Source organism: Ruminococcus sp. NK3A76, assembly GCF_000686125.1.
In the GTDB taxonomy this organism is placed as follows: Bacteria; Bacillota; Clostridia; order Oscillospirales; family Ruminococcaceae; genus NK3A76.
The window spans coordinates 1,410,681-1,431,953 of the sequence record NZ_JMMA01000002.1 but is presented as its reverse complement, the minus strand read 5'-3'; the positions used below and the strand labels follow the sequence as shown (position 1 = coordinate 1,431,953).

General features: G+C 43.4%; 19 protein-coding genes. 13 read left to right on the top strand and 6 right to left on the bottom strand.

Features of this window, described 5'->3' with window-relative positions; translation table 11 throughout:
- Positions 1-46 precede the first annotated feature (46 nt).
- The 6 genes from CD05_RS17760 to CD05_RS19580 all read right to left on the bottom strand — a co-directional run bounded on the left by CD05_RS17760 (position 47) and on the right by CD05_RS19580 (position 7,681).
- Positions 47-2,407, bottom strand: coding sequence for an ATP-dependent Clp protease ATP-binding subunit (locus CD05_RS17760; RefSeq protein WP_051588864.1), 2,361 nt, complete (start codon positions 2,405-2,407; stop codon positions 47-49).
- Positions 2,408-2,804: 397 nt separating this feature from the next.
- Entirely contained in the window at positions 2,805-3,476 is a 672-nt protein-coding gene (gene trmB, locus CD05_RS0106805) for a tRNA (guanosine(46)-N7)-methyltransferase TrmB (protein WP_028509865.1), read from the bottom strand.
- Between the two features lie 19 nt (positions 3,477-3,495).
- Positions 3,496-4,077 carry a hypothetical protein gene (locus CD05_RS0106800; RefSeq protein ID WP_028509864.1) on the bottom strand — a complete coding sequence of 194 codons (582 nt, stop codon included), beginning with the start codon at positions 4,075-4,077 and terminating at the stop codon, positions 3,496-3,498.
- The gene (locus CD05_RS0106795) at positions 4,077-5,315 is read right to left on the bottom strand and encodes a galactokinase family protein (RefSeq protein WP_028509863.1); all 1,239 of its coding nucleotides are present in this window, start codon (positions 5,313-5,315) and stop codon (positions 4,077-4,079) included. The genes CD05_RS0106800 and CD05_RS0106795 overlap by 1 nt, the downstream gene beginning before the upstream one ends.
- A gap of 24 nt (positions 5,316-5,339) precedes the next feature.
- Positions 5,340-6,458 carry an FtsW/RodA/SpoVE family cell cycle protein gene (locus tag CD05_RS0106790; protein WP_084262123.1) on the bottom strand — a complete coding sequence of 373 codons (1,119 nt, stop codon included), beginning with the start codon at positions 6,456-6,458 and terminating at the stop codon, positions 5,340-5,342.
- A 173-nt stretch (positions 6,459-6,631) separates the two neighbouring features.
- Positions 6,632-7,681 carry a helix-hairpin-helix domain-containing protein gene (locus tag CD05_RS19580; RefSeq protein WP_051588863.1) on the bottom strand — a complete coding sequence of 350 codons (1,050 nt, stop codon included), beginning with the start codon at positions 7,679-7,681 and terminating at the stop codon, positions 6,632-6,634.
- A 295-nt stretch (positions 7,682-7,976) separates the two neighbouring features.
- Here CD05_RS19580 and miaB point away from each other — a divergent pair, with 295 nt between their 5' ends.
- The 13 genes from miaB to CD05_RS0106715 all read left to right on the top strand — a co-directional run bounded on the left by miaB (position 7,977) and on the right by CD05_RS0106715 (position 21,264).
- Positions 7,977-9,347 (top strand): tRNA (N6-isopentenyl adenosine(37)-C2)-methylthiotransferase MiaB, encoded by a 1,371-nt coding sequence (miaB, locus tag CD05_RS0106775; RefSeq protein ID WP_051588862.1) that lies wholly within the window; start codon positions 7,977-7,979, stop codon positions 9,345-9,347.
- Between the two features lie 20 nt (positions 9,348-9,367).
- Positions 9,368-9,781, top strand: a complete 414-nt coding sequence (locus tag CD05_RS0106770) for a YlbF family regulator (protein ID WP_028509860.1) — start codon at positions 9,368-9,370, stop codon at positions 9,779-9,781.
- A 69-nt stretch (positions 9,782-9,850) separates the two neighbouring features.
- A complete protein-coding gene (gene mutS, locus CD05_RS0106765; RefSeq protein ID WP_028509859.1) occupies positions 9,851-12,469 on the top strand; it encodes a DNA mismatch repair protein MutS in 2,619 nt (872 codons plus the stop codon).
- 19 nt (positions 12,470-12,488) lie between these two features.
- Complete coding sequence (gene mutL / locus CD05_RS0106760) at positions 12,489-14,591, top strand: DNA mismatch repair endonuclease MutL (RefSeq protein WP_028509858.1); 2,103 nt, start codon at positions 12,489-12,491, stop codon at positions 14,589-14,591.
- A 12-nt stretch (positions 14,592-14,603) separates the two neighbouring features.
- On the top strand, positions 14,604-15,548 hold the full coding sequence (miaA, locus tag CD05_RS0106755; protein ID WP_028509857.1) for a tRNA (adenosine(37)-N6)-dimethylallyltransferase MiaA: 945 nt from the start codon (positions 14,604-14,606) through the stop codon (positions 15,546-15,548).
- A gap of 80 nt (positions 15,549-15,628) precedes the next feature.
- Positions 15,629-15,871: an RNA chaperone Hfq gene (hfq, locus tag CD05_RS0106750; protein ID WP_028509856.1), complete on the top strand. Its 243-nt coding sequence runs from the start codon at positions 15,629-15,631 to the stop codon at positions 15,869-15,871.
- A 16-nt stretch (positions 15,872-15,887) separates the two neighbouring features.
- The gene (locus CD05_RS17750; RefSeq protein WP_037322866.1) at positions 15,888-17,093 is read left to right on the top strand and encodes an HlyD family efflux transporter periplasmic adaptor subunit; all 1,206 of its coding nucleotides are present in this window, start codon (positions 15,888-15,890) and stop codon (positions 17,091-17,093) included.
- Positions 17,077-17,787, top strand: a complete 711-nt coding sequence (locus CD05_RS0106740) for a YggS family pyridoxal phosphate-dependent enzyme (protein WP_037322864.1) — start codon at positions 17,077-17,079, stop codon at positions 17,785-17,787. Before CD05_RS17750 ends, CD05_RS0106740 begins: the two co-directional genes overlap by 17 nt.
- A gap of 133 nt (positions 17,788-17,920) precedes the next feature.
- Complete coding sequence (locus CD05_RS20300) at positions 17,921-18,283, top strand: cell division protein SepF (RefSeq protein ID WP_242841241.1); 363 nt, start codon at positions 17,921-17,923, stop codon at positions 18,281-18,283.
- Positions 18,283-19,059, top strand: coding sequence for a YlmH/Sll1252 family protein (locus tag CD05_RS0106730; protein WP_028509854.1), 777 nt, complete (start codon positions 18,283-18,285; stop codon positions 19,057-19,059). The genes CD05_RS20300 and CD05_RS0106730 overlap by 1 nt, the downstream gene beginning before the upstream one ends.
- A gap of 12 nt (positions 19,060-19,071) precedes the next feature.
- On the top strand, positions 19,072-19,839 hold the full coding sequence (locus CD05_RS0106725) for a DivIVA domain-containing protein (protein WP_028509853.1): 768 nt from the start codon (positions 19,072-19,074) through the stop codon (positions 19,837-19,839).
- Positions 19,839-20,366 (top strand): signal peptidase II, encoded by a 528-nt coding sequence (gene lspA / locus CD05_RS0106720; RefSeq protein WP_156947335.1) that lies wholly within the window; start codon positions 19,839-19,841, stop codon positions 20,364-20,366. Before CD05_RS0106725 ends, lspA begins: the two co-directional genes overlap by 1 nt.
- Positions 20,359-21,264: an RluA family pseudouridine synthase gene (locus CD05_RS0106715; RefSeq protein WP_028509851.1), complete on the top strand. Its 906-nt coding sequence runs from the start codon at positions 20,359-20,361 to the stop codon at positions 21,262-21,264. Before lspA ends, CD05_RS0106715 begins: the two co-directional genes overlap by 8 nt.
- Positions 21,265-21,273 lie beyond the last annotated feature (9 nt).

Genomic DNA, 21,273 nt, shown 5'->3' with positions numbered 1-21,273 from the left:
ATAAATACTTAAGACTGTGCAGTGTATTATCTGCACAGTCTATTTTTCAGCTGCTGAGTTCAAGCTCGTCGGCTGATTCATCTATCTTGTTGGTGACAAGTAATTCGTTTCCTTCGGCAGTCAATGTCAGTGTACATTCTGCATCATTAAGGATATATTCGCTTATTTGCGGCTCAATAGTGTTTTCGATAAGGTTTCTCACAGCTCTTGCACCCTTAGGGTCATTCAGTGACCTGTCAGCGAGCAAGGCTGCTGAGTCTTGCGAGTAATCAAAGCACATTCCTTTGTCTGTAAGACGCTCTTTAAGGCTGCCAAGCTCTTTTTCCGCAATGCTTATGAGAGCCTGCCTGCTTAATTGTCTGAATACCGCAACTCCGTCAAGCCTTCCCATTATCTCAGGTGACAGATAATCAGAAACTGCTTTTATGATTTTATTCCTTTCCTTGTCTGCATCAGATGCACCAAAGCCTATTTTCCCCGATTTGTCATTCGGCGTGCTTCCGAGGTTGGTGGTTAGGATAATTATTGTATTTGTAAAGCTGACACGTCTTCCCTGCGAGTCGGTCAGTTCACCTTCTTCGAGTATCTGTAGCAGGATATTCCAGATATCTCTGTGCGCTTTTTCAAGTTCGTCAAATACAACTACGCTGTATGGACATTTTCTTACTCTCTCAGTCAGTTGGCCGCCTTGCTCGTATCCGACATAACCCGGCGCTGCGCCGCAAAGTCTTGATACACTCATTCTGTCCGAATATTCGGACATATCAAGTCTTATCAGTGAGCCCTCGGCGGCGTACAATTCACAGGCTAATGCTTTAGCAAGCAGTGATTTACCGACGCCGCTCTGCCCTGCAAATACAAATCCTGCACAGGGGCGTTTTCCTCTGTCAAGCCCTGCAAAGCTGCGTTTAACTGCGGCGCATACAAGTCTTATTGCTTCTTGCTGTCCTATGACAGTGCGGCAGAGTTTGTCTTCAAGCTGCATTACTTTAGATCTTTTGTCTGACAGCTCATTGATGCATCTGATACCGGTTTTTCTTGATATGACATATGCTATATGCTCTCTTTTGAGCCTTATCTCATCTGATGTGCTGCTTATCAGCTGCATATACCTGTCTCTGCTTATTTTGTTTGCAAGGTATTCTTCAAGCGGTTTTGATATCTTAAGCTGACATCTGTCTCTTTCGTGGCTCAGCTTTGCATATGCACACGCTTCATCAAGTATCTCGATAGCTTTGTCGGGAAAGCTCCTGTCGGTTATAAATCTTTGTGCCATTTCGCAGATATATACAACGATATCATCAGGTATCGCCAGCTTATGAAATGATGCATATTTCGGAGCTGCTGCTTTTAGAATGGTTACAGCCTTTTCCAAGCAAGGCTCTTTTATATCCACTCTTGCAAAACGCCTTTCAAGTGCTCGGTCACGCTCTATGGTCTTTGAGTATTCTGAATAGGTCGTAGCACCGATAAGTCTTATCTCTCCTCTTGCAAGCTGAGGCTTTAGGATATTTCCGGCATCTATTGCACCCTCGGCTGCCCCTGTGCCTACTATTCCGTGAAGCTCGTCTATGAAAAGTACTACGTTTTTATCACTTGCCGCATCTTCAATGCAGGCTTTTAGCCTTTCTTCAAAATCACCCCTGTATTTTGCTCCTGCAAGAAGTGATATAAGGTCAAGAGCAAATATTCTTGTGCTTTTTAGTGCGGCAGGTACATTGCCCTCATATATTCTTCTGGCAAGACATTCAACTATCGCAGTTTTACCGACACCTGCTTCTCCCACAAGGCAAGGGTTGTTTTTCATTCTGCGTGAGAGGATCTCCATTATCTGTTCAAGTTCTTCATCACGCTCACTTACTGTATCAAATGATAGCGATGCTTTGCCTGTGAGTTCTCTGCCGTAGCGTTCAAGTGACTTAAAAACTCTTTTCTCCTTTTTGCCGAGTGCTTTGCTGTCGCCTAATGTCAGGTAATTAAACAATCCAGAGGTGTTGACCCCAAGAGTGGAGAGGATCTCACAGGCATAGCTTTCTTTTCTGTCAAGGATAGCAGCAAGGAGCAGTTCTGTCGATGCCGGCACCGAGTCGATAGTCTTTGAAATGCTCACGGCAGATGATATTATCGTCTTTGCGTTGATTGTAAGCTGTGCAAGTGTGAGCTTTACAGGCGGCAGGGGAGGTGTATCTGCTATTATCTCATCAAGAACGGATTTATAGCTTACACCGTTTCTTATCAGCAGGGCAGCTGCACCGCTTGTTCCGTCTTCAAGTATGCTCAGCAGGATATGCTCGCTGCCGATGTATTCACACCCGAGCCGTCCTGCGCTTTGTGTGCTCTGTCTAATTATATCCTTTGCCTTTTTAGTAAAACCCTCAAGATCGGGCTGCTTGCCTGTTAGTGCCAAATCAAACACCGCCTATACAGATATTTATATCACCTGTATTATTGACTGAAAACAGATATAATAATCAGGTGATATTTGTTTTTATAAATTCTATGCACAGGACAAATCTTACTTTCATAAAATCTGCATACAACAGCACAGTAACACAAATCAGACACCTCACATAAACTGTACTATAAAGCGCAGGACGCAAGCCCGACGCTTTAAATAAGTATAAGGAGATAAATACTATGTGTGGTAACAACTGCTGGTGGATAATCATTCTTATCCTCATAATCGCAATGGGCGGCTTCGGCTGTGGCTGCGGCTGCGGCAACAATGGCTGTGGTAACGGCTGCGGCTGCAACTAAGCGGAAATAAAAAAGACGGGGCATTCTATATGTCCCGTCTTTTGCTGTTATTTAAGTATTTCTGCTTCGAGCCTGTATATCGGCTGCCCAAGCTCTGCAAAGCGTGTTTCATACTCTGTCATGATGTTGCCCTCGAAAGAAGACTTATGCAGATCAAGAGAAACATTCTTTATGCCGAATCCTGAATGTGAGAATTGTTCGATAGAGAACTCAAACAGCTGCATATTATCAGTCTTCTGATGTATCTCGGCTTCAGGGAGCATTATCCGCTTGTATATCTCAAGGAATCTGTGGTGTGTCAGTCTGTGCGATGCATAGGATTTTTTGGGGAACGGGCAGCTGAAATTCAGATATATCCTTCCGATGCTGTGCTGAGGGATATAGCTGTCAAGGTATTCAGCGCCGCCTCTTAAGAATATAACATTCTGAATACCGAGCCCGATAGCTTTTTCTGCTGCATCGACTATAACATTGCTTGCTTTTTCGACAGCAAGATAGTTTATATCCGGGTTCTGTCTTGCTATATCGCAGACGAATTTGCCTTTTCCGCAGCCTATCTCCATATGTATCGGGTTATCATTCCCGAATAATGACTTCAGGTCAAGAATGCTTTCTGTTGTTTTGACTTCAAAGTTGCGGTCGTCTCTGTCCATAAAGATTATCTTGTCGCCGCAGGCTTCAAGTCTTTCTTCAAGATGCTTTTTTCTTCTCATTCTCATAGCGTTTGATTCCTTTGTTCTATTTTTTTAAGCTGTCAGCATAGTAGTTTGAATTGCTCGTAACTTTTTTATAAAGCGTTGCAGCCCCTGTAAGAACGCTCTCATACGGGTAGAATGCTATCATCACTTCTGTTTCCTTCTCACCCTCGTAATATGGGGTGAGTTTGAATACGAATTGATTTCTGCTGCCTGCCATAAGCTGTTCGAGCTTGTCCATTCCGCTCAGGTCTTCCGCCTCGGGGATAAATGTGTTCGGGAATTTTGCCTGATATGCATATTTTCCGTCACTTTTCAAAGCCCTTGTGAGGCGTTTTGTGATTGCAGTGTTTTTAGCCCCGCTGCCGGCTTTCATAGTGATAGTTGTAAACTTAAGCCTGTCTTTATCTATCTCATCACCGGTAATGCTGATAGCAAAGCCTTTTGATGATTCACGCCCTATGCTCTCACCTATAACAGTAAATTCAAGGCCGTTTATCATTATACCGTTGTTTGGGAGCAGCCTGAGCTTTACATCGCTGCCCATAAACTTTTTGGTCATGTTCGATATCAGCTTCTGCTGGGTGGCGTTAAGGAGACCGCCTTTGTTATTCTTGTTCTTCATTATGTAAGATCTACCTCGGTTCCGCCGACAGGCCTTATCGAAAGGACAAAGCACGCACCCTTGCCGAACAGGTTTTCCTGAGCGCTGATAAACTCATCAAGCAGATCATTCGGGACAAATGCCTGTATAGTACCCGCAAAACCACCGCCGTGTACTCTGCAAGCACCTCTGTCGCCGAGAACATTCTTTGCGGTGTAAAGGCCTAAGCTCATGCCCTGATTTCTGGGATCGGAGCTTGCATAAATATTCTGCAAATAGCAGTAGCTTGAATAACCTGACTCATTAACGAGCTTAAGGAATGTTTCAAAATCGCCGTTTTCAAGCGCCTGTGCCTGTTTTACCACACGGTCGTTGTCATCAAAGAAATGAAGTGCTCTTAAAACAGCTCTGTCTCCGCAGCGTCTTCTCAGTGCTTCGTAGTTTTTGAGTATGGTGCTCTTGTCAAGCTCTCTAAGGCAGTCCTTTGCGAAGAATTCAGCCACGCTTTTCATTTCAGCAGGTATAGCGGCGTATTCAGAGGTTAGGTCTGCGTGTGAGCCCTTTGTGTCAACTATACATAAGCTGTAGCCGGCTTTTGCAAAATCAAAGCTGATAGCCTTGATCTCAGGATTTTTAAGATCCTTGAAATCGATAGTGATAAAACCGCCGACTGATGAAGCCATCTGATCCATAAGGCCGGAGGGCTTACCAAAGAACTCGTTTTCAGCCGTCTGAGATGCCATAGCTATCTTAACAGCGTCTATCTCGCCGTTGTTGTAGAGTGAATTGAATATATTGCCTATCAGCACTTCAAAAGCTGCTGATGAAGATATGCCGGAGCCTTTGAGCACGCTTGATGTGGTATATCCGTTAAAGCCGCCTGCTTTGTAGCCCATTCTTGTGAGTGCTGCAGCAACGCCTCTTATAAGCGAGGAAGATATACCAAGCTCATTCTGTGAGGGTTCGAGGGAAGACAGATCGACCTCGTCCTCCGGGAAACCTTCTGATTTCACTCTTACGATGTTATCGTTTCTTGGAGTAACGCAGGCGATAACATCAAGTGAGACTGCACAAGCAAGCACCCTTCCGCAGTTATGGTCTGTATGGTTGCCGCCTACCTCGCTTCTGCCTGATGCAGAAAAGAAACGCTCAGGCTTTTCACCGAAGATCCTTTCATATTTTTCAATGGCCTTTGAAAATCTTTCTCTCTGTGCATCTGCATCTGAAAGATATATTTGTCTAAGCGTATATTTTGCCATGATTACTCCTCCTCTATTGTTTTATTATATTACCCCTTCGGGTGATGCTTCATTGTTTTCAGGCAAGGATATAAGCGCAAGTGCGGAAAATGCCGACACTACAGAGCTTCCTCCTGCTGAAACGAATGGCAGTGTTATCCCCACTACCGGGAAAAGTGACAGGTTCATTGCTGTGTTTATTATTGCCTGCGATGCAAGCATCATGAACACTCCTGATCTGAGATAATACACATAACTGCCGATGCCGGACTTGGGCGCTGATCTTACAATTACAAAGCAAAGCATCATGCACACTGCAAATATGCCTATGCTTCCGAAAAGCTGAGCTATAAACGACAGTATGAAATCATTGTGTGCTGATGATACATATACAAAGCTGCCTTTTGGTCCGAACAGCCTGCCTGTAAAGCCGCCCTCTGCAATGGCATTTGATGCGCTTATCTGCTGATAGCCTATGCCATATGGGTCAAGCGACGGGTCTATTGCTGAAAGTATCCTTGCACGCTGGTCGCTGTTGAGAATGATTCTCCATACAATATATAAAAATGCAGGAGACAGCAGTATACCAAGTGCCCACAGTTTTTTGCTTGAGCCTGAGCAGAAATGCATACACACAGCTATAAGAACGAATATCATCAGAGTGCCTATATCCCTTTGAAGGAATATTATTACTGCTGAAGCTGTCGAGCATAGACAGAACAGTGTGTACCTTATTCGTTTATTCCCGACTGATGAGAGAATAAATGATGCACACATTATATATCCTATCTTCAACAGCTCAGAGGGCTGAAAAGATATTCCGGCAAACGAGAGCCATGCTCTGTCATCATCTACTGTCACTCCGAGCGGAGTGAGTGTTAATGCACATAGTACAATGCAAATGATAAACACAGCAGGGGAGAGTCGCTTTGCTGTCTTCTTGCCTGCAAGGATAATTGTGACAAACACTATTATGCCAATAAGTATGCTTACAGCCTGGGTGAGTGCAGTCTGCCTTGATACGCCGCCTGTCAGCCTGTTCATGCTGTTGTTCATGCTGAGCGTATACAGTGAATACAGCGACACGCTGCATAATGCGAACGAACACATTAGCATGGGTATATCTACCGAGCAAAAGCGTGTATATATTTTATTATACAACATATTTACCTCCGTTACAAGTACCGGGACAGAAATTTTACAATTATTCTCTCCTGTGATTTACATTTTATACCTATATGAGGAGCATGATTTTACAATAAAGCAAATAACAAAGCCACCCCTGATATTCAGAGGCGGCCGTAATACCCATATGATAAAGCTACAGGAATGACATATCATACATAGATATAGTCTTTTATCCCATTATAAAAATCAACATCATACCTTCCATCAAATTCTTCAAGATAGAGCACTTCGAGAATATTGCTGTAGCCGTGTATCTTTACCCGCAGCCAGACTATCATATCAGCTGCTTCATTGTCTATAAGCAAGGCATCGGCTATCTCGGCGGCATCTGCTTCGTTTATGTTGACACGCCGCTTTTGCTTTTCAGGAGCAGTGGTCGATATTGAAATTGTGGCTGTCTGCGTAGTCTTTGCTGTTGTTTCGGTCGCTTTAGAAGTTGTAACTGTTGTGGTGGTGGTCGATGCTTTGGAATAGTCTGCCGTATCTACATAGAGATATGCACACAGCTTATCAAGCGTGCCTTCGCCTATGCCGTATATTTCAAGCAGCTGCTCCATGTCGGTTATCTTGCCCTTTGCTGTCCGGAAGGATATTATCTTATCTGCGAGCACATCACCCACGCCGTCTATCTGCATAAGCTCGTCACAGGTTATCTTGTTGATGTCAATAGGGAAGACGGCTGCTTTTGTGGTAGATGCAGCGGTTGTAGTCTTTCGTGTGGTCGAGGTCGTTTCTCTGCGGGATGTGGACGTGCGGTGGGTAGTCGTCCTTTTATGAGTAGTTGAGAATGTTGTGGTGGTGAACTCTATATAGTCTTTTTCATCTACGTAGAAATACTTCATCAGCAGTGAAACTGTTTCTTCACCGATCCCGTCTATCTCGGTCAGCTCTGCTATGTCATGGATAATGCCGTGCTCTGTCCGGTAGTTTAGTATACGCTGTGAAGTGACATCTCCTATACTGTCAATGTTCATAAGGTCGCTAAGTGTCGCTTTGTTTATATCTATAGGTGAATTATCTTGCTCATGTGATGAGTGCTCGTTGCTGAAAGATGTGATTGCGGCAGGTACAGACTCGGCCGGCTCGCCTTCGATACTTTCATGTTCGTTTTTGACATAGAACATAACAAGACACGCTGCAAATAAACCAGCAGCGGCTATCAGAGATATTGCCTTGATTATTGATGCTTTTTCCGGCATTGCGCACCCTCCTTTAGCAAGATTGAATTTCGACAATACAGCCATTTTTTTACTGCTTTCATTATAAATTGTTTAGCGCAAATAATCAATTGCTTATTCTCACAAAATTCGGCAGTCTTGTTTGTTGATTGTGACTAAAGGAGGAAAACAGGGTACATTTTGGTTCTGTGTTGTGCAAATGCGTGAATGCAGTTGGTATGTATTTAAGATATTGACAAATCTCTTAAAAAAGTGTATAATTAAATGTATATTGGGTATTTAGTGCCACTAACTGTAAAATGGGAGGCTGTATGCTTTGGAAAACACCGTAAAAACAGATGCTCAGGCAGGTCTTAGGCGGTATTGTGATGACTATCTTGAAACAAACGGGCACAGGCCGCTTGCATATGTATACAGCTTTGGCTGCCAGCAGAATGTTTCTGACGGTGAAAAGCTCAAAGGTCAGCTTTCGCTTATAGGCTATGAGTTTACTGATGATAACGAGCAAGCGCAGCTTATTATTTTCAACACCTGTGCTGTCAGAGAGAATGCTGAGAACACTGTTTATGGTGCAGTTGGCGATCTTAAGCATCTGAAAGAAAAGAACAAGGACGTTATAATAGGTGTCTGCGGCTGTATGGCACAGCTTGAACACGTTGCAGAAAAGATAAAGGCATCATACAGGCAGGTAGACCTTGTATTCGGTACATTTGCTTATGACAGACTGTATGAGATGCTTTATACTGTTATCAACAGCAAAAAGCGTGTCTTCGAGCTGAGTGAAAGGGTATCAGAGATCTCTGAGGATTTTGTTCAGATCAGAGACAGCAGGATAAAGGCCTTTGTTCCTATAATGTACGGGTGCAATAACTTCTGTACTTACTGTATCGTTCCGTATGTTCGTGGCAGAGAACGCAGCAGAAAACCTGAGGCTGTCATCAGCGAGGTCAGAAAGCTGATCTCGGAAGGTTATAAAGAGATAACACTTCTCGGGCAGAATGTCAACTCATATAGTTATGGTTTCCCTGAACTGCTTAGGGAGATAGATAAGATAGAGGGTGACTACTGGATAAGGTTTATGTCTTCTCACCCGAAAGATGCGACACATGAGCTTATTGATACGATACTTGAAAGCAAGCATATATGCAAGCATCTTCATCTTCCCGTTCAGGCTGGCTCTGACAGGATATTAAAGCTGATGAACAGGCGGTATACAGCGCAGGATTATCTTAAGATAATAGACTATGCAAGAAATAAAAAGAGCGATTTCTCATTTACGACCGATCTGATAGTCGGCTTCCCCGGTGAAACACAGGAAGAGTTTGAAATGACAAAGACTCTTATCAGGCGTGTGGGATATGACAATATATATTCCTTTGTTTATTCGAGAAGAAGCGGTACACCTGCGGCAGTGATGCCCGATGATACTGATGATAAAACAAAGGGCCTGAGGCTTCGTGAGCTGCTGCTTGAACAGCGTGAGAACACACAGCGGCTGTTTTCAAGATTTCTTGACAAGGAGATAACTGTTCTTGTTGAAAGCAAGGGCAGACAGATGCAGCTTGCTGCAAGGAATACCGAAGGCATAATAGTGGAATTTGACGGTGACGATAGCCTCATAGGCAGCTTTGTCACAGTCAGGATAAATAAATTCGCCAACTGGGCATTGTTTGGCGAACTGATATAAAAGAAAGGGACTGAATGATCATGACAGTTATAGAAAAAGCCAAGGAGCTTGGAGCAATAATACAGCAGGACGAGAGATACACTGCATTCTACGATGCAGCAAGAGCTAACGATAATGACCCTGAGCTTCAGAGACTTATCGGTGTATTCAATATGAAAAGACGTGCTCTTAATGAGCAGATGCGCAAGGAGGACAAGAGCGCTGAGATACTTACCTCTCTTGATGATGAGATAGGTGAGATATATCAGGAGATAATGGCTAATCCCTGCATGGTAAAATATAACGAGACAAAGGAAGCATTTGAGAAGATGCTCACAGCTGTTAATTACATCATTACAAACAGCGCAAACGGCAAAGACCCTATGGAGCTTCCTGACGAGCCGCCTGTATCATCTTGCTCGGGCTCATGCGCTTCATGCGGCGGCTGCGGCTGATAATAAGCGTGTAATAGGTTTTAGTTTTATGTTATGCACAAACTGGTGCATATAGAAAGAGGCTTTTTGATGAGGATAGAGGATATCGACAGATCACGGCTTTCGCCTATGATGAAGCAATACCTTGATATCAAGGATAATTATAAAGACTATGTTCTCTTTTTCAGAGTGGGCGATTTTTATGAGATGTTTTTTGATGATGCTGTTATGGTATCAAAGGCTATAGGTCTTACTCTTACCGGTAAGGACTGTGGTCTTGATGACCGTGCGCCTATGTGCGGCGTGCCTTTCCACGCCTGCGATGAATATGCAAAAAAGCTCATAGAAACAGGCTTTATGGTCGCAGTTTGCGAACAGCTCGAAGACCCTGCAAACACCAAAACACTTGTCAAACGTGATGTAATAAGAGTAATCACACCGGGTACTGTCATAGAAGACAGTATGCTTGACGAGACATCGAATAATTATCTGTGCTGCTTTTATGTCAAAGCTAAGCAAGCATCGCTTTGTCTGGCGGATATCTCTACCGGTGAAGCACATCTTTTTGAGGTGGAGGGCAAGGAGCTCGTTACATCTGCGATAAATGAGCTTGCAAGGTTTTCACCTGTTGAGGTTCTGATAAATGACGGTGTGCTATCACTTAAGGACTGTATGTCATTTATCAAGCAGAAGATAAAGGCATCTGTCACACTGCTTGAAGAAGGCCAGTTCTCAGCTTCAAGACATTATAATGATATATGCAAGCAGTTCTCGGTCGATAGCCTTGATATGATAGGGCTTGATGAAAACTCTGTCGGCGCTTGCGCAGTCAGCGGATTGTTTACATATATTAAGGAAACGCAGAAGACAGTCGTGGGCAGGTTTTCAAAGCTGCAAAAGCACGAAAGTGACCCTGTAATGACTATAGGCTTTACAGCAAGAAGAAATCTTGAGCTGGTAGAAACTCTCAGGAATAAAGAGAGAAAAGGCTCTCTCATATGGGTGCTTGACCACACCAAGACATCAATGGGCAAGAGAATGCTCAAGACCTGCATTGAGCAGCCGCTTATAAATCCTGTTAAGATAATCGAAAGACTCAATGCTGTAGAGGTGCTGACTTCTACTCCTGTCGAGCTTGGTGAGCTTAAGGAGCTTCTTTCAGGTGTTTATGATATAGAGCGTCTGATGACAAGGGTCATGTATAAGACAGCTAATCCGAGAGATCTTAAATCACTTTCGCTCACTGCGCTTAAACTTCCTGCAATAAAGAGCATCCTTTCCTCATTTGACACAAAGCTGCTAAAAGACTGCAACAGCAGGATATCAACACTTGATGCTATTTCAAACCTTGTTGAAAATGCAATAGTTGATGAGCCGCCTGTAAATATCAAGGACGGCGGAATAATCAAAGACGGATTTAACGATCAGCTTGACAGTCTGAGAAATATCATCTCCGGCGGTCAGGATATCATTAAGGATATAGAGGAAAAGGAAAGAGAAAAGACCGGTATCAAAAACCTTAAGGTCGGTTATTCAAGACCTTACGGCTATTATATCGAGGTCACAAAGTCATACTATGACCTTGTTCCTGATAACTATACAAGAAGGCAGACGCTTACTAACTGTGAGAGATTTATCACCGAGGAGCTTAAGATAGCCGAGAACACTATTCTCGGTGCAAGCGATAAGGTAAAGACTTTAGAGGCTGATATATTCTGCGAGATAAGAGACTTTGTCTCGACTCAGCTTCGTCTTGTTCAGGAGACTGCCGGTGCTGTTGCTATGGTAGATGTGCTGTGTTCATTTGCTACAGCTGCTATCAATAACAACTATACAAAGCCCGAGGTCGCTCTCGACGGTAATATCGAGATAAAAGGCGGCCGTCACCCGGTGGTTGAGCTTATGCAGAAGGACGAGCTGTTCGTTCCTAATGATGCTTACTTGAATACCACGACTAACAGGATGTCGATAATCACGGGTCCTAATATGTCGGGTAAATCAACATATATGCGTCAGGTCGCACTTATTACTCTTATGACACAGATAGGCTGTTTTGTGCCTGCCGATCACGCAAGGATATCTGTTGTAGATCAGATATTTACAAGAATAGGTGCTTCAGATGATCTTACGGCCGGCCAGTCAACCTTCATGGTCGAGATGAGCGAGGTCGCTGATATCGTCAAGCACGCAACTAAGAACAGCCTTGTTATACTTGACGAGGTGGGCAGAGGTACTTCGACATTTGACGGTATCTCTATTGCAAAGAGTGTATGTGAGTTTATTTCACAGAGCAGGAGCTTAGGCTGCAAAACTCTGTTTGCGACGCATTATCATGAGCTTATCGAGCTCGAAAACGAGCTCGAAGGTGTAAAGAACTATTCTGTCGCTGTAAAGAGAAAAGGCGAGGATATTATTTTCCTTCGTAAGATAGTCGAGGGCGGTACTGACGAGAGCTACGGCATCGAGGTCGCTAAGCTCGCAGGGCTTCCTAACAAGATAATCAAGCGCTCGAAGGAGCTTCTTGACCAGATGAAAGAGGAAAGCCTCAGACTTATCGCTAACAGCGAGAAAAAGGAAGATACTTCGCAGCTCAGTTTTTCCAATCTTGGCCATGAAGAGGTCATCAACAGGATAAAAAGGACAAATGTTGATGAGATGACCGATGAGGAGCTTCGTGAATTCCATAAGGAGCTTTTAAAATACTTGTAACATAGAAAAGAGATAAACAATGCCGAAAATAAATGTTTTGAGCCGTGAGGTCTCAGAGCTTATCGCAGCCGGCGAGGTAATTGACAGGCCTGCTTCCGTTGTAAAGGAGCTGCTTGAAAATGCCATTGATGCCGGTGCGAATATCATAACCGTCGAGATAAAAAACGGCGGAAGAACTTATATCAGGATAACAGACAACGGCTGCGGCATAGCTTCTGAGGACGTTCCTACTGCCTTTTTAAGGCACGCAACGAGCAAGATCGCTGAGAAGGACGACCTCAATGCTATAGGCACGCTTGGCTTCAGAGGTGAGGCGCTTGCTTCTGTATGTGCTGTTGCAAAGGTATCGGTGCTTACAAAAAGAGCAGAAGATGAGCTTGGCACAAGGTATGAGATAAGCGGCTCGGAGGAGACTGTTTATGAGCCTGCCGGCTGTCCTGACGGCACAACATTTATCATAAGGGATATATTCTATAATGTCCCTGCAAGGCTTAAATTCCTTAAAAAAGACATCTCAGAAGCAAATAAAGTCTCTGAGATAGTAACAAAGCTGGCACTTTCTCACCCCGAGATTTCGTTCAAGTATATCAGAGACAATAAGCCGGAGCTGGTCACAGCCGGAGACGGCAAGGTGTTTTCCTCGATATATTCGGTTTTCGGCAGAGATTTTGCAGGCGGTCTGCTGCCTGTGGATTATACACATAACGGTGTTCATGTCGGAGGGTATATATGCAAGCCGCTTTGCGGCAAGCCAAACCGCAAGTTTCAGCGTTTCTTTGTAAATAACAGATATGTGCGGTCGGATATATGCGTCAATGCATTGGAAGAAGCCTACACGAATACTATCATGGTAGGCAGGTTTCCTTCGTGTGTGCTATACCTCGATGTTCCGCCTGATATCATAGATGTCAATGTCCACCCGACTAAGATAGAAGTCAGGTTTTCGGATAACGCTCTTGTAAGAGAGGCTGTGTATTTTGCTGTCAAGAATTCTCTCATGACAAAAGATAAGACCGAGAAGATGGTCTTTGAGCAAAAACGCAATTTCACTGATAAGGAGCTTTATGTAGATCACGATATCGTAAAGAGTGAGCAGCTTAGATTCTCATTTGATGATAAGAGATCAGACAGCACTGTTCCTGAAAGCAAGACACCTGTCAAGGCTGCAATACCTGTTCCGCCTGTATTAAGGCAGGAGCCTGCAAGAAACAAGCCTTCTGTCGTCATAGAGAATGATGAACCGCCTGTTGATAATAAAGCGCAGAAAAATGATGTCCATGAAGACCTGTTTTTAAAGACCCTGAGGGATATAAACAGTGTGCCTTACAAGGACAGGCCTGTTTTTGATGAAAAACCTGAGCCTGAGAAAAAGGCTGATATACAGCCTGAACCTGTCAATGAGCCGATACCTGTATCTGATAAAAAGGATGAGGTCATTACAAGTGCTGCACCTGTGGACTTTGAGAATGATGAGAACGAGTATCAGTTTATAAGCGGCAAGTCTTTTGAAAAGCCAATAGTCGAGATAGTCTCAGATGAGGAGCCGGAGCCTGTAAAGCCTGTGATAATAGGCGAGGTCTTCAAGACTTACATCATACTACAGGCCGGCGATGATATGTATATGATAGATAAGCACGCAGCTCACGAAAGAGTGCTTTTTGAAAAGATACGCCATAAGGCTGACGAGCTTGAACCGCAGCTGTTTCTTGAACCTGTTATGGTGCTGCTGTCGTATGACGAGTATGATGCTATTTCTGAGAACACAGAAAAGATACGCACGCTTGGATTTGAGATCGAGTGTGATGTAGCCCCTACTGTTGCAGTCAAGGGTATGCCTCTTGTGTTGGGCGATATGAACCCGGCGGATATAATACCTGAGCTTGCTAAGAACTTCATTGACTGCAAGGCTGACCCAAAGCTCGAACTCTTTGATGAGATGTTTCACTCTATGGCGTGCAAGGCTGCTATCAAGGCTAATGATGATAATGATATATTGGAACTTCAGTCGCTTGTGAATGCTGTATACGGCAACAATGATATCAGGTATTGTCCGCACGGCAGGCCTGTTATGATAAAGCTGACAAAGAAGGATATTGAGAAGCAATTCAGAAGAATTGTCTGAGTGTGATAAACTATGGATAATAAGATACCGCTTATAGTTGTTTGTGGGCCTACAGCATCAGGAAAGACAGCACTTGCTGTCGAGCTGGCTAAATTGTATAACGGAGAAGTCGTTTCGGCAGATTCGATGCAGATATACAAAGGTATGTCTATCGCAACGGCCAAGCCAACAGCAGAAGAAATGCAGGGTATCGCACATCATCTTATAGATTTTGTCGAACCTGATGTGAAATTCAGCGTCGCTGATTATCTGCCGCTTGCAAGAGAGTGTATCAGCGATATATACAGCAGAGGAAAGCAGCCGATAATATGCGGCGGCACAGGGCTATATATTTCTTCACTTATCAATAATGTCAGGTTTGAGGAGATCAAGTCTGACCCTCAGCTAAGAGCAAGGCTTGAAGCTGAGTACAAGGAGCTTGGTGCTCATGCGATGTGGCAGAGACTGCTTGAAATCGACCCCGAGACTGCAAACAGCGTTCATGAAAACAATGTGCCTCGTGTAATAAGGGGTATCGAAGCATATATGCTTACCGGAAAGCAGCTCTCGCAGCTGAGAAAGGAAAGCATAACTGAAGAAAGCGATTATAAAAGCTGTATCATAGGGCTTGGCTTTAAGGACAGAGCGGTGCTTTATGACAGGATAAACAGGCGTGTCGATATTATGATAGAAGACGGGCTGATAGAAGAATGCAGGTCAGTTTATGAAAGCTGCACCCTTGAGACAGCTTGTCAAGCGATAGGTTATAAAGAGCTTATCCCTTACTTTAAAGGTGAAAAGCCGCTTGATGAATGTGTTGAGCTTATTAAGCAGGAGACACGTCATTACGCCAAAAGACAGCTGACGTGGTTTCGCAGAATGGAAGGTATAAACTGGGTCGACCCGTCTGAAAGCAGTGATTTTGAAAATTTTTTAAGAAATGTTCAAAAAATTGTAGCCAAAACTATTTTTTTGTGATATAATATAAGTTGATACTTATAGTGCAAAGAGTATGTGTAAAAAAATGGAAAGATAATCAAAAAGAAAGGTGATATACAATGAATAAGAATATTAATCTGCAGGATGTTTTTTTAAACCAGGCAAGAAAGGAAAGGATAGCTGTTACGATGTTCCTTACAAACGGTTACCAGTTCAAGGGTACTGTAAAGGGCTTTGACAGCTATGTTGTCATACTTGATGTTGAGGGCAAGCAGTATCTTGTTTACAAGCACGCTATTTCAACAATAGTTCCGGCAGCATATATCAATCTGCTTGAATCCGCAGATAACAATCAGGAATAAGAAGAAGGAATAGATAATGAGATCATCGGCAACTATCAAGGTAATGACGGTATTGCTGTCATTGTTTGTAGTGGTTATGGTCGCTTATCAGGTCTATTATCATTTTAACGAGAAACGTGATACCGTTGAGGCTGAGCTTTATACATATAATGATAATGTTACAGCCAGAGGCGTTTTTGTCAGGGACGAAAACGTGATAACCTATTCGGGCGACGGCGTGCTTGAATACAACTACGCTGATGCAAGCAAAGTGTCTGTAGGAAGCACTGTTGCAAATGTCTATGCCAGCGAAGAGGATATTCTGAACGTTAACCGTATAGAGCAGCTCGAAAACCGTATTGCAGAGCTTGAAAGAGCCGAGCAGCCGGGTACGACCGACTATATACAGCCGGAATCGTTAAAATCACAGATAGATGCAAAATACAAGCTGCTGATAAGCGCCTCGATAGATAATGATTTCGATACCGTGAAAAAGTATGAGAGTGAGATCTCTCAGATAATGAGCATATACAATCTTGTTACTAATGCTACAGACAGCTATGATTCAGTGATTGCTTCGCTTAAGAAAGAGCTTAAAGACCTCAAAAAAAGTGTCAAAAAGCCCAAGGAAAAGATAGATGCTTCTGAAACAGGCTATTTTGTGAGCTATGCTGACGGGTATGAGGCGATACTTAATAAAGAAAAATGCGTGAATCTTAATAAGCAGCAGATAGTTGATATTATCGAAGGCAATGATTCTGTTGCTAAGCCGCCGAATTCGGCAGGAAAGCTATTAAAGGACTATTCGTGCAAGATACTCATGGTAATAGACAATGATGAGAGAGTCGTGTCCGGGATAGAGCTCAAGGCCATGCTCAGTGCATCTAAGGAGACATACAATGTTTACGTTGAGTCTGTAAAAGATGCAGGAGACGGGCAGAGCATTGTGATACTCACCTGTGACAGTCTTGACTCGGCGCTTGTAAGCGAGCGTGTTCAGCGAATAGAGCTTGTTTTTGATGATTATACAGGACTTAAGGTGCCAAGAGAGGCTATACGTTTTAACAGCAAAAAGGAAAAAGGCGTATATGTTATTCTCGGGCAGGACGTACAGTTCAAGAAGATAGATATCGTCTATGAGGGCGAGGACTATGTCCTTTCTAAGAACACCTCAAATGAGGATTACCTGCTCCTGTATGACCAGATACTTCTGGAGGCGGTTAAAAATGGAAACAGTGAATGACAGAGAAGATTTTAGCTATATCCTTGAAAATTATAAAGAGATATGCTATAATGTAAATAATGCCCGTGAAAAATACGGCAGGGGTGAAGTTGACATTATGGCAGTTACTAAGACTGTTCCTTATGAGAAGGTAAACTTCGCAATAGAAAACGGGCTTTGCCTGCTCGGTGAGAACAGAGTTCAGGAATATCTTTCCAAAAAGGAGTTTTATGATAAACGTGCTCAGGTGCATTTTATCGGGCATCTTCAGACTAATAAGGTCAAGTATATCGCTGACAGCGTATCGCTTATACAGTCTGTTGACAGCTTTAAGCTCGCAAATGAGATTAACAAGCAGGCCGGAAAAGTCTCAAGGATAATGGATATACTTATAGAAATAAATATTGGTGAAGAGATATCAAAGAGCGGTATCGACAAGTCTCAGCTCTTTGAGCTCGTTTCCCAGATATCCGAGCTTGAAAATGTAAGGATAAAGGGCCTTATGGCTATTCCTCCCATTGGTGCCGGAGAGGATGTATTTGAAAAGATGAATGAGCTGTTTTGCCTGACAAAGGAAAAAGGCTTTGAAAATGTGTCTATGGATATACTTTCAATGGGTATGTCGGGCGATTATGAAATGGCTATAAAGCATGGCTCAAATCTTATCAGGATCGGCACTAAGCTGTTCGGCGCAAGAAATTATTTGAAAGGTTGATTGAAAAATGGGCTTTGGCAATTCATTCAAGAGCATATTCTTCGGAAGTGAGATAATACCGGACCCGGAAACCGAAGATAATGCATACGAAAACGGAAATTATAGTGAGAATTATTATGAGGAGGAACCAAAAATGGCACAGGAAAGACCTATCAGCACATCATACGGCGAGGCTAAGGCAAGAGAGACAAGGATAACTTCCAACAGCTCCACAAAGGACTCGCTGGCACTTGTTCTTGCAAGACCCAATGATTTTTCTGAGGTTACAAATATAGGTAATGATGTTAATGCCGGAAAGACTGTTCTTCTCAACCTCGAGACTGTAAAGAGCGAGGACGCAAGAAGAATACTTGATTTTCTTTCGGGCGTTGCTTATGCCAACGATGCAACTATCAAGATGATGGCTCAGAAGACCTTTGCTATTTATCCTGACAACGTAAAGTTCGAGGGCAAGGATCTTCTCAATGAGATAGAAAATAACGGCTATAGCTTTTAATGGGGAATAAAGACTTTTCGTTTATTCCCGGGCTTAGTGACGATGAAAAGATACTTCTCAGAAACATAACCGATAAATACGAGAAGGCACAGCAGATATACAGGCCGCTTTATACATTTTTTCTTGACGAAAGAAAACAGCAGCTTGCTCAGACTGTGCTTGCTTCAATAAAGGCGGAAGGTTTTTCTTTCTATGGCGGATATGAAAACGCACAGAGAAAGATACTTGCTGTGTTTGATGAATATAGCAGACCTGAGAACGCTGATTTTCCTTTAAAGCCTGTGACCTTTACATACCGCAGTGTGGACAGGCTTACGCACCGTGATATACTTGGTGCTCTTATGTCGCTTGATATAAAGCGTGAGTGCATAGGCGACATACTCGTCGGTGATGGAAAGAGCTGCACTTTTGTCTATGAAACCGTTGCAGATGATGTATTGTCTGTCAGCAAGATAGGCAGGGTCGGTGTTAAAGTGTCTGAGGGTTTTGATGAGTCTGTCGTACCGCTGGTGAGCTTTAAGCTGATAAATGCAACTGTCAGCTCGCTTAGGATCGACGGTGTTGTATCAGCTGCTGCCGGTGTTTCAAGAGACAAGGCATCAGCACTTATCAGATCGTCGCTTGTCAGCCTTGATCATAAAGAGGTAAGCTCCGCTTCTCAAAAAATAGATATCGGAGGAGTGTTTTCTGTCCGGGGGCACGGTAAATTTGAGCTTGAAAGCTGCCGTGAGACCAAAAAGGGCAGGATAAATATTGTTGTAAAAAAATATCTTTAGGAGGATGTTATTATGCTTAGCGCAGGAGAGATAAGGGCAAAGACCTTTGAGACAACAAAATATGGTTTTGATACAGCTGAGGTAGCAGAGTTTTTAAAGAAGGCTGCTGCTGCACTCGAAGAAGCTGAAGCAAAAAACAGAGAGAGCGAAGAAAAGATCGTAGCTCTCGTTGAAAAGATAAATGAATACAGAGCTGATGAAGATGCTATCAAGGACGCACTTCTTACAGCTCAGAAGGAAGCTAACAAGATCCTTAATAATGCCAAGACTGAAGCAAGGGATATGATCGAATCTGCAAAGACAGAGCAGATCAGGATATCCGAGGAGAGCTCTGCTGAGTGCGAGAGGATCGTCAGGGAGCACAAGGAAAAGTGTGCTGCACTTATTAAGGAAAACACAGAGGAAACTCAGAGATATATCGTTGATGTCAAGAATCAGTATGCCGAGGAGCAGGCAAACTATGAGAAGCTCAAGGCAGAGGTGACATATTTCAAGGCTAATCTTACCGAGCTTTACAAGCAGCAGCTCCAGCTCATTATGCAGATACCTGAAATGACTGAGCAAGAGCTCGATGAGTATGAAGATAACCTTGATGAAGAGTATGAAGACTATGATGAGGGCGAGTATACAGAAGATGAGGCAGAAGTAGATGCCGGATCTGATGACGAGGAGCTCTCTGACAGTGTACAGAGGCTTGATGAGGCACTTAGTGCTGATTCTGTAGAGCCTGTTATCCCGAAGAATGATGTTTCCGAGCTTAAGTTCGGAATGAATAACTGATGATGCTGATAATCGCATTTGTCCTGATAGCTGTTCTTACTGCTGTTGACCAGCTTATCAAGTATGTCGTTGTAAAGAACTTCTCTATCGGAGAGATCAAAAACCTGATATCTTTCGGCGACACAAGGGTGCTTGAACTGACGCATATAAGAAACACCGGTGCTGCATGGAGCATCATGCAGGGCAAAACGTGGTTTCTTGTTGTTCTGCCGATAATCGTTCTTATTGCCGGCGTTGCGTATATGACTGTAAGGCGCAAGAGCCTGAAAAAGATAGAGGCGATATCTATATCAATGATAATCGCCGGCGGTATCGGCAATCTGATAGACAGGATACGCATTAAAGAGGTCGTTGACTACATCAGCTTCAAGCTGATAGACTTTCCGGTCTTCAATTTTGCTGATATATGCGTGGTCGTAGGTGAAATACTGCTTGTAGCTTATATTTTCTTCTCGGAAAGTGATAAGGATAAGAAAGAGAAGACAGATAAAGCCACAGATGATACAAAGGCAAAGACTGATGAATAGCTATAGTTTTATTGCCGGTATCGAAGATGTCGGCACGAGGATAGACAAATGGCTGATATCAAAGGAAATAGATATTACAAGGAATTCTTTGCAGAAGCTGATAGACGACGGTGGTGTTACAGTAAACGGCTCACCTGTCGGCAAAAGCTATAAGCTGAGAAATGGAGATTCGGTGCTTATAGATATCCCTGAGCCTAAAGAGCTTGATGTCGAAGCACAGGATATCCCAATTGATATTGTCTATGAAGACGATGAGCTGCTTGTTGTCAACAAGCCAAAAGGTATGGTCGTACACCCGGCTCCCGGAAATCCTGACAAAACGCTCGTCAATGCGCTGCTTTTTCATTGTGAGGGCAGGCTTTCGTCGATAAACGGTGTGATAAGACCCGGCATAGTCCACAGGATAGACAAGAACACGAGCGGTCTGCTCGTTGTTGCAAAAACTGATAATGCACATAATTTTCTGGCACAACAGATAAGCGAGCATTCCTTTACAAGGGAATACAGGGCGGTCGTTTGCGGTAGATTTGGCGAGCAAAGCGGTACTGTAGATGCGCCTATCGGCCGTGACAAGCGTGACAGGAAGAAAATGTGTGTTTGTATGCAAAACAGCAAGAACGCTGTGACGCATTTTGAAGTAATAGAGCAATATGATAAATATGCATATATGAAGTTTATCCTTGAAACGGGAAGAACTCATCAGATAAGAGTGCATTGTGCGTATATCGGGCACCCTGTGCTTGGCGATGATGTTTACGGCAAACCGTTCAAGGGGTTAGAAGGGCAGTGCCTTCATGCAAAAAAGCTCGGCTTTATCCACCCTCAGACAAAGGAGTATATGGAGTTTGAAAGTGAGCTTCCCGATTATTTCACCGGGGTTTTAAATAAGATCAGATAGAGGTATACA

Excerpts from the sequence above, each read along its gene's own strand:
- CD05_RS0106725 (WP_028509853.1), top strand. The coding sequence starts at position 19,072 with ATGCTTAGCGCAGGAGAGATAAGGGCAAAGACCTTTGAGACAACAAAA.
- CD05_RS19580 (WP_051588863.1), bottom strand. The coding sequence starts at position 7,681 with ATGCCGGAAAAAGCATCAATAATCAAGGCAATATCTCTGATAGCCGCT.
- miaA (WP_028509857.1), top strand. The coding sequence starts at position 14,604 with ATGGATAATAAGATACCGCTTATAGTTGTTTGTGGGCCTACAGCATCA.
- CD05_RS0106800 (WP_028509864.1), bottom strand. The coding sequence starts at position 4,077 with ATGAAGAACAAGAATAACAAAGGCGGTCTCCTTAACGCCACCCAGCAG.
- hfq (WP_028509856.1), top strand. The coding sequence starts at position 15,629 with ATGAATAAGAATATTAATCTGCAGGATGTTTTTTTAAACCAGGCAAGA.
- CD05_RS0106770 (WP_028509860.1), top strand. The coding sequence starts at position 9,368 with ATGACAGTTATAGAAAAAGCCAAGGAGCTTGGAGCAATAATACAGCAG.
- lspA (WP_156947335.1), top strand. The coding sequence starts at position 19,839 with ATGATGCTGATAATCGCATTTGTCCTGATAGCTGTTCTTACTGCTGTT.
- mutL (WP_028509858.1), top strand. The coding sequence starts at position 12,489 with ATGCCGAAAATAAATGTTTTGAGCCGTGAGGTCTCAGAGCTTATCGCA.
- CD05_RS0106730 (WP_028509854.1), top strand. The coding sequence starts at position 18,283 with ATGGGGAATAAAGACTTTTCGTTTATTCCCGGGCTTAGTGACGATGAA.
- CD05_RS0106715 (WP_028509851.1), top strand. The coding sequence starts at position 20,359 with ATGAATAGCTATAGTTTTATTGCCGGTATCGAAGATGTCGGCACGAGG.
- trmB (WP_028509865.1), bottom strand. The coding sequence starts at position 3,476 with ATGAGAATGAGAAGAAAAAAGCATCTTGAAGAAAGACTTGAAGCCTGC.
- CD05_RS0106795 (WP_028509863.1), bottom strand. The coding sequence starts at position 5,315 with ATGGCAAAATATACGCTTAGACAAATATATCTTTCAGATGCAGATGCA.
- CD05_RS0106740 (WP_037322864.1), top strand. The coding sequence starts at position 17,077 with ATGGAAACAGTGAATGACAGAGAAGATTTTAGCTATATCCTTGAAAAT.
- CD05_RS20300 (WP_242841241.1), top strand. The coding sequence starts at position 17,921 with ATGGCACAGGAAAGACCTATCAGCACATCATACGGCGAGGCTAAGGCA.
- CD05_RS0106790 (WP_084262123.1), bottom strand. The coding sequence starts at position 6,458 with ATGTTGTATAATAAAATATATACACGCTTTTGCTCGGTAGATATACCC.
- mutS (WP_028509859.1), top strand. The coding sequence starts at position 9,851 with ATGAGGATAGAGGATATCGACAGATCACGGCTTTCGCCTATGATGAAG.
- CD05_RS17750 (WP_037322866.1), top strand. The coding sequence starts at position 15,888 with ATGAGATCATCGGCAACTATCAAGGTAATGACGGTATTGCTGTCATTG.